The 13666-nt window shown below is 60.6% G+C and carries 16 protein-coding genes; 8 read left to right on the forward strand and 8 right to left on the reverse strand.

Annotation, left to right across the window (positions count from 1 at the left end; genetic code table 11):
* Window positions 1-4: 4 nt before the first annotated feature.
* Complete coding sequence (locus tag LGN10_RS19540) at window positions 5-214, reverse strand: hypothetical protein (RefSeq protein WP_226224719.1); 210 nt, start codon at window positions 212-214, stop codon at window positions 5-7.
* Between the two features lie 36 nt (window positions 215-250).
* On the opposite strand from LGN10_RS19540, the gene LGN10_RS19545 reads away from it, so the two are divergent.
* From LGN10_RS19545 to LGN10_RS19555, 3 genes are read left to right on the forward strand one after another with little or no spacing between them, the layout of a single operon-like run.
* Window positions 251-808 carry a MarR family transcriptional regulator gene (locus tag LGN10_RS19545; protein WP_226224720.1) on the forward strand — a complete coding sequence of 186 codons (558 nt, stop codon included), beginning with the start codon at window positions 251-253 and terminating at the stop codon, window positions 806-808.
* The gene (locus LGN10_RS19550) at window positions 805-1041 is read left to right on the forward strand and encodes a hypothetical protein (RefSeq protein WP_226224721.1); all 237 of its coding nucleotides are present in this window, start codon (window positions 805-807) and stop codon (window positions 1039-1041) included. The genes LGN10_RS19545 and LGN10_RS19550 overlap by 4 nt, the downstream gene beginning before the upstream one ends.
* Entirely contained in the window at window positions 1038-2096 is a 1059-nt protein-coding gene (locus LGN10_RS19555) for a phage Gp37/Gp68 family protein (RefSeq protein WP_226224722.1), read from the forward strand. Before LGN10_RS19550 ends, LGN10_RS19555 begins: the two co-directional genes overlap by 4 nt.
* A gap of 2 nt (window positions 2097-2098) precedes the next feature.
* Here LGN10_RS19555 and LGN10_RS19560 read toward each other — a convergent pair whose 3' ends face one another.
* Window positions 2099-2434, reverse strand: coding sequence for a hypothetical protein (locus LGN10_RS19560; RefSeq protein ID WP_226224723.1), 336 nt, complete (start codon window positions 2432-2434; stop codon window positions 2099-2101).
* 37 nt (window positions 2435-2471) lie between these two features.
* Here LGN10_RS19560 and LGN10_RS19565 point away from each other — a divergent pair, with 37 nt between their 5' ends.
* Together LGN10_RS19565 and LGN10_RS19570 are read left to right on the forward strand one after the other, a co-directional pair.
* Window positions 2472-3179: a hypothetical protein gene (locus tag LGN10_RS19565; RefSeq protein ID WP_226224724.1), complete on the forward strand. Its 708-nt coding sequence runs from the start codon at window positions 2472-2474 to the stop codon at window positions 3177-3179.
* Complete coding sequence (locus LGN10_RS19570; RefSeq protein ID WP_226224725.1) at window positions 3176-3463, forward strand: hypothetical protein; 288 nt, start codon at window positions 3176-3178, stop codon at window positions 3461-3463. The genes LGN10_RS19565 and LGN10_RS19570 overlap by 4 nt, the downstream gene beginning before the upstream one ends.
* A 583-nt stretch (window positions 3464-4046) precedes the next feature.
* Here the strand turns inward: LGN10_RS19570 and LGN10_RS19575 are convergent.
* Together LGN10_RS19575 and LGN10_RS19580 are read right to left on the reverse strand one after the other, a co-directional pair.
* Window positions 4047-5378, reverse strand: a complete 1332-nt coding sequence (locus LGN10_RS19575) for an AAA family ATPase (RefSeq protein WP_226224726.1) — start codon at window positions 5376-5378, stop codon at window positions 4047-4049.
* A gap of 404 nt (window positions 5379-5782) precedes the next feature.
* On the reverse strand, window positions 5783-6052 hold the full coding sequence (locus tag LGN10_RS19580) for a hypothetical protein (protein WP_146075193.1): 270 nt from the start codon (window positions 6050-6052) through the stop codon (window positions 5783-5785).
* On the opposite strand from LGN10_RS19580, the gene LGN10_RS19585 reads away from it, so the two are divergent.
* The 3 genes from LGN10_RS19585 to LGN10_RS19595 all read left to right on the forward strand — a co-directional run bounded on the left by LGN10_RS19585 (window position 6031) and on the right by LGN10_RS19595 (window position 8441).
* The gene (locus LGN10_RS19585; protein ID WP_226224727.1) at window positions 6031-6723 is read left to right on the forward strand and encodes an AidA/PixA family protein; all 693 of its coding nucleotides are present in this window, start codon (window positions 6031-6033) and stop codon (window positions 6721-6723) included. The genes LGN10_RS19580 and LGN10_RS19585 overlap by 22 nt on opposite strands.
* 353 nt (window positions 6724-7076) lie before the next feature.
* Complete coding sequence (locus LGN10_RS19590) at window positions 7077-7331, forward strand: hypothetical protein (RefSeq protein ID WP_059583515.1); 255 nt, start codon at window positions 7077-7079, stop codon at window positions 7329-7331.
* Between the two features lie 834 nt (window positions 7332-8165).
* Window positions 8166-8441, forward strand: a complete 276-nt coding sequence (locus LGN10_RS19595; RefSeq protein ID WP_226224728.1) for a hypothetical protein — start codon at window positions 8166-8168, stop codon at window positions 8439-8441.
* Between the two features lie 232 nt (window positions 8442-8673).
* On the opposite strand, the gene phaR is transcribed toward LGN10_RS19595, so the two are convergent.
* The 4 genes from phaR to phaC all read right to left on the reverse strand — a co-directional run bounded on the left by phaR (window position 8674) and on the right by phaC (window position 13363).
* Complete coding sequence (phaR, locus tag LGN10_RS19600) at window positions 8674-9240, reverse strand: polyhydroxyalkanoate synthesis repressor PhaR (protein WP_006485265.1); 567 nt, start codon at window positions 9238-9240, stop codon at window positions 8674-8676.
* Between the two features lie 118 nt (window positions 9241-9358).
* On the reverse strand, window positions 9359-10099 hold the full coding sequence (locus tag LGN10_RS19605; RefSeq protein ID WP_059583517.1) for a 3-ketoacyl-ACP reductase: 741 nt from the start codon (window positions 10097-10099) through the stop codon (window positions 9359-9361).
* A gap of 120 nt (window positions 10100-10219) precedes the next feature.
* Window positions 10220-11401 (reverse strand): acetyl-CoA C-acetyltransferase, encoded by a 1182-nt coding sequence (locus LGN10_RS19610; RefSeq protein ID WP_089464802.1) that lies wholly within the window; start codon window positions 11399-11401, stop codon window positions 10220-10222.
* A gap of 99 nt (window positions 11402-11500) precedes the next feature.
* The gene (gene phaC, locus LGN10_RS19615) at window positions 11501-13363 is read right to left on the reverse strand and encodes a class I poly(R)-hydroxyalkanoic acid synthase (RefSeq protein ID WP_089464803.1); all 1863 of its coding nucleotides are present in this window, start codon (window positions 13361-13363) and stop codon (window positions 11501-11503) included.
* Window positions 13364-13666: the final 303 nt, after the last annotated feature.

Consider the following 13666-nt stretch of genomic DNA (forward strand, 5'->3'; position numbering starts at 1 on the left):
GCGTTCAGCCGTAGCGACTGAGCCACTCGTCCGAAAACGTCTTCGCATAATCGACAGCGGCTGCTTCAGTGTCGAACGTGCCTAGCTGCCGAAACGCCGCTTCGCGGCTGAATCCCACCTTCGTCACTTCGACCTGCGCGGCGAACTTGCCGTCGTCGGTCGGGCGTGGCGTGCAGTTCATCTCGTACCCACGCATCAGGAAAACCGTCTTCATCTGGTGCTCGCTGGAAGAATCCGGAGGAATCGTAGCATGTCGACGTCGACACACAACCTGTGGACGACCGCCGAGGCGCGCCGGCTCGCCCGCCTCTATCCGTCGCCCATCCCGTCCAAGGCCCTGTACGCAGCGTTTCCGCGTCATTCGCGTAAGTCAGTCCAGACCTTTGCCACCAGGGTGCTCAAGATCAAGCGGGCGCCTGACTACCGGTCGCGTGCGACGCCGGCGTGGGACAGGATGCGCGCCATTCTCGAACGGGAGCCGCTGTCGGTTCGCGAGCTGGTCAAGCGCTGCGGCGTGTCGCAGCAACGTGTCAGCGAGCTGCTGACGATTCACCGCACCGAAGTGCATATCGTCGACTGGATTCCTCCGGTCTGCCGCGCTCAGTGGCGTGCGGTTTGGGCTGTCGGCACTGGGCCCGATGTGCCGTGCCCGGCCGCTATCAAAACCGAAGCTGCTCGCGCGGCACGCAGCGCCATGAAGCGCAATCCGTTCCTCGCCGCAGCGGGTCTGGTAACGATCCCCGCCGGCGAGCGCGGCCGCGTCTTTCAGCAGCCCATGGACGTCAACGACGAGGACCTTGCGGCATGAGCACCCGAACCATCATCGAGATCAACCACGACTTCCTGCTTCGACTGTCGGTCGATCCCGTCTCCCTCGCCGACACACTGCGCTCAGCCTGCTTCGACCACCAAGCCGAGCTGAACGACGACAACGGCCGCGGGCGCCCGTTCGACCTTGGCGGAGGCATCCGCATCATCTACCGCCGTCACCACAGCGAAGACGCGCGCTTCGTCACCAAATACGTGGACATCGACCTATGAGCGAGAACAGCAAGATTGAATGGACGGACCACACGTTCAATCCGTTCATCGGCTGCTCGAAGGTGTCGCCTGGCTGCGACCACTGCTACGCCGAGCACATGATGGACACGCGGCTGCACAAGGTCGTCTGGGGGCCGCACGGAGAGCGTGTCCGCACGTCGGACGCGACGTGGCGCGAGCCGATCCGCTGGAATGCGCGCCACGATCAGTTCTTCGCCGTGCACGGCCGGCGCCAGCGCGTGTTCTGCGCGTCGCTCGCCGACGTGTTCGACAACGCCGTCGATCCGTCGTGGCGCGTTGACCTGTTCCGCCTGATCGCGAAAACGCCGCATCTTGATTGGCTCCTGCTCACGAAGAGGATCGGCAATGCGCGCGCAATGCTCAACGAGGTTGTCGACGAGCTGTCGCGCGGGCTCAACACGTGGGACGAGTTGCCGTGGCCCGGCGTCTGGATCGGCGCGACGATCGTACACCAGGCCGAGGCAGACCGCGACATCGAAAAGCTTCTCATGACGCCGGCGCGCCGCCGGTTCTTGTCCATGGAGCCGCTGTTGGGGCCGGTCGATCTGCGAGCCTGGTTCGATCCAACTGGCGTTTGCTGCATGCAGGAAATGTCGTCCTGTGAAGACTGCCCTGCGGACGCACCGTGGATTCACGGACCAACCACCGAATACGCGGAGGACGGGACAGGCTACAGCTCGCCCGAAATCGACTGGGTGATCGTTGGAGGTGAAAGCGGCCACGGCGCGCGGCCGATGCATCCGGAGTGGGCGCGCGACCTGCGCGACCAGTGCGCAGCCTATGGCGTGCCGTTCCTCTTCAAGCAATGGGGCGAATGGGCGCCGGGCTCTGGCGACTTCGGCGCCGGCCGCTTCGAAACCGCCGCAATCGCACGAGACGGCCGCGTAGCGCCGGGAGGCTACCGTGTCGAGGACTATCCGCGCGGATCGGCGAGCGGCGACGGGTGGGCAATGGTCCACCGCGCCGGCAAGCGCGTCGCCGGCCGCCACCTCGACGGCCGCACGCACGACGATTTCCCGCGCGCACTCACGTAAAGCTATATACGCGTCAATTCGCCGGGCCAGCCGTCGATGTTCTCGTCGAAGAACTCGGCGTTGTAATGCCCCTCGGCGCGAAACCATCCTTCTCGTACCGCAAGCGATATCGCTTTTCGACAAACGACCTCGAGGCCGCCATTTTTCGCTGGCCACCACAGCGCCTGCGGTAGGTGAATGTCAAGCGTTGTCCGGCCGTCGGTTCTGTCGAGTTCGTTGATGTGGACGCTTGTCGGCAAATTGTTCTCGCGACAAATAGTGCCGATGTGAAATCGGCGTGGGTTCCCGTCCACGTCAATTTCAAACTGGTACCCACGCGCATCGAGAAAGATCGTCATATACCGGCCCCCGCTTTGAGTTTGGAGAAATCCTAGCATGACTGAACGCCCTATCCTTTTCAGCGGCCCGATGGTGCGCGCCATCCTCGAAGGCCGGAAGACGCAGACGCGTCGCATCATCAAGCTGCCGCACAACAACCCGCTCGGCGCATGGGAACCGACGACCGCCGGCGGCGGCTCCGTGAGGTATGTCGGCGGAACGCCCGCGCCAGAGCTGGCTGCGATTTGGCACACGCGCACCGGTGATTGCTACGTCTGCCCGCATGGCGACGTCGGCAATCGCCTCTGGGTTCGCGAAACGCATGAGGTGCGCCGCATCGGCACCGAAACGTTCGAGGGTGGCCGGCCGGCGCGCCGTTATGCCGGCATCGCGTACCAGGCCGACGACGGCCGCGCCGAAGTCGACATCGATCTCAACACGTTCCGGGCGCTCGACGCCAAGGAGTCGCGCGGCTGGACACCGTCCATCCACATGCCGCGCTGGGCGTCGCGCATCACGCTCGAGATCACCGGTGTGCGCGCCGAGCGCCTGCAATCAATCAGCGAGTCGGACGCCCGCGCCGAAGGCGTGACGATCAAGGACCATCACATGCGCGGCTACAGCGCCGGAGCGTTCCGCCCGCCGAGCATCCGCGCCTTCCATGACCTGTGGGACAGCCTGAACGCCGCGCGCGGTCACGGTTGGGACGCAAATCCCTGGGTCTGGGTAGTCGAATTCAAACGAATGGGAGGTATGTCGGAATGACGAAGAAACAATCGAAACACGAAAGCCCGACTGCCGATATGCAGATTGCAGCGGCGATATCCAGCACGATCAGCGCCGTCAGCTATCAGGGGCTCAGCATCGTGACGCCGGACGGGAATCCCGCAACGCTCGCCGTCGTCGACCAGAACGGCAAAATCGTCGAGGCCGGCCCGAGCGTGATGCGGGCGGTGTGGGACGTTGCGATCTCGGCGTACCGAAATTTCCTGATCGGCAACGGACACCTGCGGGTGTTGGCAAAGCCGACAGAGGCCCCGGGTCAATGAAAAACGGCGCCGAGGGGCGCCGTGTTACATCGTGATCTGCGCCCCCACAAGCCTGTCATCGATAACATCCAATTAGACTCGTTACTGTTCCATCGTGATCGTGTCGAGCGATGTGGGCCTCAACCACACCCAAGGTCCACAATCGCTGGTATTCTGCAGGCGTAAAGAGCTGACATCCCGCCACTTGCTCGATTTCCGCTTTGCAATCTGCCACAGTATCCGGAATTCTGCGCCCAAGGATCCGAAGTAGCATCGCTTCCAAGCACGAATCCGCCGTTACAATCGCCCCTCGCTTGCCCAGTCCCTTCATTCTTCTTACATAGGCAGGCTCAGGCGGAACGTCGGCTTCACAAAATGCAACTGCGAGATCGAAGTCCCGCGACATCAGATTCCCAATCAATGTATCAACGACGTTGTTCCCGCCCTTTCCTTTCGCCTCCCTTACACTCACATCTGGTCCGCCGGCGAGTCCGGAGCAATACATGCTACGCAGATGCTCTAGAAATGCCTTGTCACGTTTCCCTTCACATTGAATCAGAATCGTGCGTCGAACAGCACGAACTGTACGTTTCTTAGGTGGCAATTAGTGCACCTCATCGTGATTATGGTTTCCGAATCTAAAATCACGAGGCACCGCACCGTAAGCACCTGCCAAATATCGGGCGGAAAGATTGTCGCGACTATGAACGCCCTCCATATCCGACAGTCGCCAGGCGGCACTATAACCATTTCTTTTCTCGACCAAAACAACCTGCCACTTGTTTAACAGATTCATAAGCCAAGGACTATGCGAGGTAAAAATGAGCTGAGCATTTTTAGGATTTGTTTCCTCCCTCATAAAGAGATCGAGAATTGCCTCAATCATATTTACATGGAGAGCCTCATCGATTTCATCAATAATAGCAACGCCACCCGCACTAAGAGCTTCAAATATCGGACCTAAGTGCGCAAAAAGTTCGATTGTGCCACTTGACTCGGAGAATAGATCAAGCTGGAATTCTCTATCACCGTTTCTGTGCGTGACGTCCACGGTGTAGTACTCCTCTTCTTTGCCTTCTATCATGTATGTTCGACGACGAATTTGCATATCGTCGAGACCAAAATCCCACGCGCGCAGCAGCTCAATCGCCTTTTTTAGATAATCGGGAGATTTTTTGAATATATCAATAGATCGATGTGCCCGCATAAATCCAGGCATTCTTTCATATCCCGAACCATATGCGCCCGCCATGATTGAAAAATATGATCTCATTTGAGACGCAAATCGAATTTCCTGTCGTGCAAGCCATGAAATAAGAGAAATGTTACCCGGAATTTCCTTGACCAATCTTTCCGGCACACCTGAATACTGATAATCCTCGTCAATCAATTGACGTTCAAAGACGCGGCTAAACAAATGACTTGTCTTTCGACGAAGAACCTCGCTGACCACATGCTTGCTCGTTGCCACCAGTTCATAGCGGTAGACAATGCTGGGTTCCTCGATATTCCACTGAATTGCTGTCTCGGCAGTAAAATGAGCAAGTTCAAATTGAATTGAGATTGAAACGTTTTCCGAATCTGAAAAAAAATTTGAAACAAACGGCGTTGAATCGTCCTCAGCGTTCCTGAAGGAGTTAGCTATAAAGTTCGCAGTTTGGCCTAGAACGCGGATCAGGTTGGTCTTACCGCCTGCATTTGGGCCAAATATCGAGCAAAATTTGCTCAACCGTGCACCGGACGGTGAGGTGAAAACAGTGTAGTCGTCCACAACCTTGCCGGGTACGAAGTCGATACGAGTGCTCTCGTCACCAAAGCTCGCAAAGTTCGACACCTCGAACCAATGAATCATCATTTCCCCTAGTTCTGGCAGAAAAATTACAAAAAAATGCCATTTGCGCTTGATCGTAGGTCCATCGTAGCAGGTCTGCCTCAAGAATGTGTAACTATCCAGCCTCCGTGGGGCCGACACACCCACGTGCCGGCGCGCGACGGAGAGACGGAGGACTAACGAGCCCCCCCCCAAAAGGGAGAGAAGTACGCCAGTCAGCCTGCGACATAGCCTGATGAGGGCGGACAGAGCCGGGTTTACTTCTAGTGACTTACGGGCACCCGAGGCTGACAAAGCCTACTTTGGGGGACTGAGACATCTGGGGTGTGGGGGCGTGGCGGCAAAAGCGTGAGTTTACAGCCGTTTAGGGACGGCGAGGCAAAATCCCGCAGCGCTAGCCGGCGCGCGCCCATGCCGGGTGCTCGTCGGCTCCGTGCGGGTCATTGACGATCGCGTCGGGGGGGCGGACGGTCCGCATCCCGCGCACCTCACGGCGCGGGCAAAGCGTGTCAATGGGGACAGAAAACCGAAATTGCGGGCTTTATCCGGCCCCGGGCGCGCTGGCGCGAGGTCGAAACCTTCGGCCAGATCTTCACGACACCACGGCTCCTGATGGTGCCATTCCCGTTTATGCCGACAAGGCGATGTGTCGAAATATCGGGACGCCTCGACTTCTCGTAATTGCGCTGCGTTTCGATGCCGTCCGCGCGTAATTGGCTGTAATGGATCGACTGTTTTCCAGCATGTACGGTTTGTCGTGCGTGAGCATCGAACAGCACGCCGCAAATCCAGGAACACGGCCTTATACACGCGTACCAGGAATGCGAACCATCCACTTACCCGAGGAAATGAAATCTACAAGGGACCCAGCGTTGAAGCCAGCATTCAGGAAATCACGTTACTCTCGGTTATTAATGCAGAAAAAGTAATAGAAGAAGCGAATGGGAAAGTGTCGTCCGACAAAAGCCGCCCCGTCCAGGTCGGGCACAATCACCAGTACCTGCTGTGCGACGACCCCTATCGCCCATCCGAAAACCAAAGGGCATGGAATATCAAGTTCTATGCGAAAAAGTTCGATTCCGTCAATTTTACTGGGACCACGATTCACACCAATTCACGCTACGCCGTCATTGTCTACGATCTTGTCCATCAGAGCGGCGATAACGTATTGGATTTGCGCCCGGGAATCGGGCTGACCCACCGCGGCTATACGTTGGCGTGGGCCGCGGAGCCCAATCCGGAGACGAAGGACGGCCTTGATGCGATCCATGTCCCGAGTTCGTTCTCGCTCTTCGACACGCGCGTCATTGGAAACGGAACGGAGGGTTTCTGGATCCGGTTTGCGTTGTATACGCTCGCGCCGATGGGGAAACGCAAAAGTTCCATAGCTACTACGAATGGGATCCGACGATCACCACCTTGGCGCTGTGAGCCGAAGCGCGTTGCGTGACACGTGCTCGCTTCGGTCGAGTGGGCACGCCTGTCAGGGACCGTCACGCTCGACACCGCCGATCAGGCGGCAACCATTCATCAGCGTGTCGTCGCGCCTCATTCGGGCGGCGGCGCGACGAGCACGCTGAGCGATTCTGCCCGGCACAACGGCTAACGCGCCATGGATACATCGCTTCCTGGCGACCCTGTTCTCTCATGCGTGCCACCGCCTGATGATCTGCTTCACCTTCTGCAAAGGCGACATGGCGCGCCATCGGCGCCACATGCCACACCGAAATCGGCCCGAACCCAGCCGGCCGCTATGCGAAAATCGAACCCTCCACCCTTTTCAATCGACCCAACGGGGTTCGCATGACCACGCACATCACGATCGAATTCACCGAGCACGCGGCGGAAGCCATCGGCGAGCAAACGAGCACCAGCTTTTCGTATGATCAGGGCGCGCACGTCCCGCAACCGGGCGACTTCGTCGAGCTCGAAAACTCCCGGCAGACGTTTCTCGTGATCGGCCGCGTGTTCTCGCTCAAGGCGAACTACAGCGCGGTCAAGCTCGTTCTCGATCTACCGCCGTCGGATGACGAACACGGGTTCGATCCGGAATCCTGACGCCTCCAGTTCCGTGACGAAATCGCCAAAAATCCGCCGCAGCAGGCCCATACTCGCTCCGATGCTCGCGCCGGACACGTTGCAGCCGTCAAGCACCGGTTGAACCAGACCGCATCGTCGCCATCGCCGATCGACCACAGCGCCACGTCGCGTTGCGGTCGGCCGGTTGTCGGCGCAGGCGCGCGACTATCGCTATCGACCGTCCCCGCACGCACCCAGCCTGTGCGCCACCGTTATCGCATGCCTGCGCGTCGCAGCACGCCGCCGGGCGAATCTTCCCGCCATCGCCTGTAGCGTACCGAAACGCGCATACGAAACGTGTGCGCCCCGCGCATCGCCCGGTACGAAGTCGCCGTTCACGTCGAAGCCCGCCAACGGGCCGCCCGTCTATTTCGCGAGCACCGATGCGCGGCCCGCGCCAGCGCGATCAGCGCTTGCCTGACCGATCGGCCGGCACGGCGGCTCGCTCGTCGCTGACCTCGGGTTTGTCGATGAATCGTATTCAAAAAAATCCGACCGACAAAATAAAAATAGAAAAACAAACCACACGAAAATCGCCAAACCACACCACGACTCAAAACAACAACTCGAAATAATCTATAAATTTATTTTTTACGACCACCCAATCACCGCATTCTTTGCAAACCATCACAACGCACAATTCACAAAAATATTTTGAAATAGTCAATAATCCACAAAAATCATTTCCAAATCCGCCACCCCCATCCAACACCCGATCAATCTCCAATATATTCGACACCTATTCAGCCTGGCAACACTGAACCGCGCATTACCCGTACCACAACCAAGTCATCCATTCATCAAGGAAAGACCATGAGAAAACTCGCGGCCGCCCTCGTTTCGGCCATGATGCTTGCTGCATCCTCGTACGCCTCCGCGGAATCGCTTTGCAAGGCAGGCAAGATCGACAAGATCGAAACCGATACGAGCGGCAACCTCCTCGTATCCATCAACGATGGTATTTACTCGTTCAGCGCCAAGGAAGTTTTTCCGATCATCTACTCGGCATTTTCCGAAAATAGAAATATCTTTATTTACGGAAACAACTGCGCGAACGGATCGGCGGCAGGCCGCTTCGCGGTTCGATAAGCCGGCCGAAAATCCGGCCATCGGCATCTTTTACAATCAGCGCTTTATCTGATATTCGGCCGACCGGGCTTTGCCGGTCGGCCTTTTTAATTTGCACTGATGCGCCACGGTACGACAACGCCCATGCACTCGCGGGCAATGCCACCGTGCGGACAATCGTTCCGCGAAACGGCCCGTTGCCGTCCCGCGCGATGCCGGCGCGACACTTTGCGCGCCCACGCCGGATCGCCGCTTACTTCTTCTCCGGTTCCGACGCTCCCGGCTGCTTGAACGGGAACGTGCTGAACATCGATTTCGCCTGGTTCTGCATCTGTTCCTGCATCTGCACGAACATGTTCTTCGACTGCTCGATGTAGCTCGTCATCATCCCTTGCATCATCGGCGCCTGCATGTTCATGAACTGCGACCAGACTTCCGGATTCATCGCGTTCCCTTCGTACAGGTTCTTCGATTGATCCGCGAGCTTGTTCTGGATGTCGATGAACGCCTGGATGTTCTTTTCCAGGTACGTGCCCATCATGCCCTGCATCGCATGACCGTAGAAACGGATGATCTGCGACAGCATCGACGACGAGAACATCGGCACGCCACCGCTTTCCTCTTCGAGGATGATCTGCAGGAGGATGCTGCGCGTCAGGTCTTCGTTGGATTTCGCATCGACGACCTTGAAATCCTCCTGCTCCAGCACGAGCTGCTTCACGTCGGTCAGCGTAATGTACGTGCTTGTCTCGGTATCGTAGAGCCGGCGGTTCGGATACTTCTTGATGAGCCGTTCGGCCGTCTTCTTTGTAGTAGTCATGTAACGCCTTTGAGTGCAGCGTAGCGCAAGTGACGAATCCCCGCCGCCCGAATCCGGGAGGCGGGGGCCTTCGGAAAACGCCCGGCCGCGCGGCCATCCGCCCGCGCGGCCCGGACGCTCAGCCCATGTGCAGGCCGCCGTTCAGCGAGAAGTCGGCGCCCGTCGCGAAGCCGGAATCGTTCGACGCGAGCCATGCGACGATCGAGCCGATTTCTTCCGGCCCGCCGAGACGCCGCACCGGAATCGTCGCAACGATCTTCTCGAGCACGTCCGGACGGATCGCCTTCACCATGTCGGTACCGATGTAGCCCGGCGACACGGTGTTGACCGTCACGCCCTTCGTCGCGACTTCCTGTGCGAGCGACATCGTGAAGCCGTGAATGCCGGCCTTCGCGGTCGAGTAGTTCGTCTGACCGAATTGCCCCTTCTGGCCGTTCACCGACGAAATGTTGATGATGCGGCCCCAGCCACGTTCGACCATCCCGTCGATCACCTGCTTCGTCACGTTGAACAGGCTCGTCAGGTTCGTGTCGATCACCGCCGTCCAGTCTTCATGCGTCATCTTGCGGAACACGACGTCGCGCGTGATGCCCGCGTTGTTGACCAGCACGTCGATCTCGCCGACTTCGGCCTTCACCTTGTCGAATGCTGCCTTGGTCGAGTCCCAGTCGCCGACGTTGCCTTCCGACGCGATGAAGTCGTACCCGAGCGCCTTCTGGTCCTCGAGCCATTTCACCCGGCGCGGCGAGTTCGGGCCACAACCTGCCACCACCTTGAAGCCGTCCTTCGACAGACGCTGGCAAATGCTGGTGCCGATGCCGCCCATCCCGCCGGTTACATACGCAATTCGCTGAGACATAAATCTCACTCCATTTTTTGGTTTCGAGAGCTGCCGGAGCCCCCTCTGACTTCACGTGACGCCGGCCGAAGCCGCAACCGGCCGGCGCACGGATTCGGTTCGCCGATGGCGAACGGCCGGTCACGGACGCTCGACCGCGAGCGCGACGCCCATCCCGCCGCCGATGCACAGCGACGCCAGCCCGCGCTTCGCATCGCGCTTGGCCATCTCGTGCAGCAGCGTCACCAGGATCCGGCAGCCCGACGCGCCGATCGGGTGGCCGATCGCGATCGCCCCGCCGTTCACGTTCACCTTCGACGTGTCCCAGCCCATCTGCTTGTGCACCGCCAGCGCCTGCGCCGCGAACGCCTCGTTGATCTCCATCAGGTCCAGGTCGCCCGGCGTCCAACCCGCACGCTCCAGACACCGGCGCGAGGCCGGCACCGGACCCATGCCCATCACGCTCGGATCCACGCCCGCGTTCGCGTACGCCTTGATCCGCGCCAGCGGCGTCAGGCCCAGCGCCGCCGCCTTCTGCGCCGACATCACCAGCACCGCCGCCGCGCCGTCGTTCAGCCCCGACGCGTTTGCCGCCGTCACCGAGCCGTCCTTCGCGAACGCCGGCTTCAGCCCGGCCAGCGATTCCGCCGTCACGCCGTGACGCACGAACTCGTCGGTCGCGAACTGCAGCGGCTCGCCCTTGCGTTGCGGGATCGACACCGGCACGATCTCGTCGTTGAAGCGCCCGGCCTTCTGCGCGGCTTCCGCCTTGTTCTGCGACAGCGCCGCGAACGCGTCCTGCTCCTCGCGCGTGATCCCGTATTCCTTCGCGACGTTCTCCGCCGTGATGCCCATGTGGTACTGGTTGTACACATCCCACAGGCCGTCGACGATCATCGTGTCGACCAGCTTCGCGTCGCCCATCCGGAAGCCGTCGCGCGAGCCAGGCAGCACGTGCGGCGCCGCGCTCATGTTCTCCTGGCCGCCCGCGATCACGATGTCCGCGTCGCCCGCGACGATCGCGTTCGCCGCCAGCATCACGGCCTTCAGGCCCGAGCCGCACACCTTGTTGATCGTCATGCCCGGCACGGCGCTCGGCAACCCCGCCTTGATCAGCGACTGCCGCGCCGGGTTCTGCCCGGAGCCGGCCGTCAGCACCTGGCCCATGATCACTTCGCTGACCTGCTCGGGCTTCACGCCCGCACGCTCCAGCACCGCGCGGATCACCGTCGCGCCCAGTTCAGGCGCCGCCACCTTCGCCAGCGAGCCGCCGAATTTGCCGACCGCGGTCCGCGCGGCCGATACGATCACTACGTCCGTCATTTCCCTTTCCTCCAGGCCCGCACGACACGGCGCATCGTTACCGGCCCTGTTAAAAAAACTGCGGTGCGCCAGACAGCGTGCGCCGCTGTCCGGTTTTCGTCAATCGCGCTGCAACACGTAGCGCCCGGGCGCCGGCTCGATCACCGGGAATTGCGCGGAACCGGGCTGGGCCGGCGGCGCGATCTTGCGGCCGCCGTACACGTCGAGCCACTCGACCCACGTCGGCCACCAGCTTCCCGGCTGCTCGGTCGCCGCGGCGAACCAGTCGTCGGCCGATTCGGGCAGGTCGTCGTTGACCCAGTAGCTGCGCTTCTTCTTCGCCGGCGGGTTGATCACGCCCGCGATGTGCCCCGACGCGCCAAGCACGAACTTCAGCGGGCCCGACAGGATCGACGTCGATGCGTAGGCCGTCTGCCACGGCACGATGTGATCCTCGCGCGAACCGTAGATGAAGGTCGGCACGTCGATCAGCGACAGGTCGACCGATTCACCGCACACGGTCAGCGCCCCCGGCTCGCGCAGCTTGTTCTCGAGATAGGTATGGCGCAGGTACCACGCGTACATCGGGCCCGGCAGGCTCGTCGAATCGCTGTTCCAGTACAGCAGGTCGAACGGCGCGGGCGTGCGGCCCTTCAGGTAGTTGTCGACGACGTAGTTCCACACGAGATCGTTCGGCCGCAGGAACGAGAACGTGTTCGCGAACTCGACGCCGCGCATCAGCCCCGGTTGCGCGCCGTTCTTGCCGCCGATGGTCTGCTCGCGCATCTGCACGTGCGCCTCGTCGACGAACACGTCGAGGATGCCCGTATCGGTGAAGTCGAGCATCGCGGTGAGCAGCGTCATCGACGCGGCCGGATGTTCGCCGCGTGCGGCCAACACCGCGAGCGCCGTCGCGAGCATCGTGCCGCCGACGCAGAAGCCCAGCGTGTTGATCTGCTCGCGGCCGCTGATCTGCTGCACCGCATCGATCGCGGCGAGCAGCCCTTCGTTCATGTAGTCGTCCCACGTCTTGTGCGCGACCGACGCATCCGCGTTGCGCCACGACACGAGAAACACCTGATGGCCGTTCGACAGCGCGTGCGCGACGAGCGAATTCTCGGGCTGCAGGTCGAGGATGTAGAACTTGTTGATGCACGGCGGGACGATCAGCAGCGGCCGCTCGAACACCTTGTCCGTCTTCGGCGTGTACTGGATCAGCTGGATCAGGTCGTTCTCGTACACGACCGCGCCTTCGGTACACCCGAGGTTCTTGCCGACCACGAACTGCGATTCGTCGGTTTGCGAAATCTTGCCGCGCTGCAGATCGCCGAGCAGGTTCATCATCCCCTGCCGCAGGCTTTCGCCGTGCGTCTCGAGGATCGATTTCTGTGCTTCGGGATTGAGTGCGAGGAAGTTGCTCGGCGCGGCGGCGGCCGTCCACTGCTGGACCGTGAAACGGATGCGCTCGCGCGTCTTCGGATCGGTCTGCAACGCGTCGGCCAGCTCCTGCAGGTAACGCGCGTTGAGCAGATACCAGGCGGCCGCAAACGCATGCGCGGGCGACGCCTTCCACGCGTCGCCGCTGAAGCGGCGGTCTTTCAACTCCGGCGACTCGAGCTTCGCGGCGCTCGCCTGCTGCATCAGCGTCATGCAATCGCGCGCGTAGTCGGCCTGCAATGCCTGGAGCCGTTCGGGCGGAATCGCGGCAACCGGCAGCTTCAGCCCCGCGAACGGCGACGCCATCGCGCCTAGGTCGGGCATCGACGGCATCTGGAACGGAAACGACGTCGGGAACTGGAATGTCGCGAACGGATTGACGGAGGCCGACGCCGTCGCGGCTCGCGCCGGATCCGCAAAACCACGCCACGCGTTCAACCACGACTCGAACATCTGCTGCATCGGCTGGGCAGCCGGATCGAAACCGGTGCTGCCCGCGGAAGTGCCCGCATGCGCGGACGTCGACGAATTTTTCGATGCTGTCATTACCTGCCTTACCGGTGATTCGTGAGCGTCAATCGTGAAATCCTGCTCGCGCGCGGCGTGCCGGCTGCGAGCCGGGCCGTCATGCTCTGGAGAGGCGTCTCCAGATTCTGCCGCAGTGCGGTATTTTTATCATTATCGTTTTCCCCATGTGATGCGCGACCAAACCACTGAACATTTCCGCGCGGAGATAATCCTCGCACAACAGACGGGACAAGGGTTCCGACGAAACATAAAACATTTTTCCTGGCTTGACGCCGGAATTTTTCATTCAGTCGCGCATGCAACGCCGCATTGCCGCCTCAA

It is taken from the genome of Burkholderia sp. AU32262 (assembly GCF_020419985.1).
GTDB classification, from domain to species: domain Bacteria; phylum Pseudomonadota; class Gammaproteobacteria; order Burkholderiales; family Burkholderiaceae; genus Burkholderia; species Burkholderia semiarida.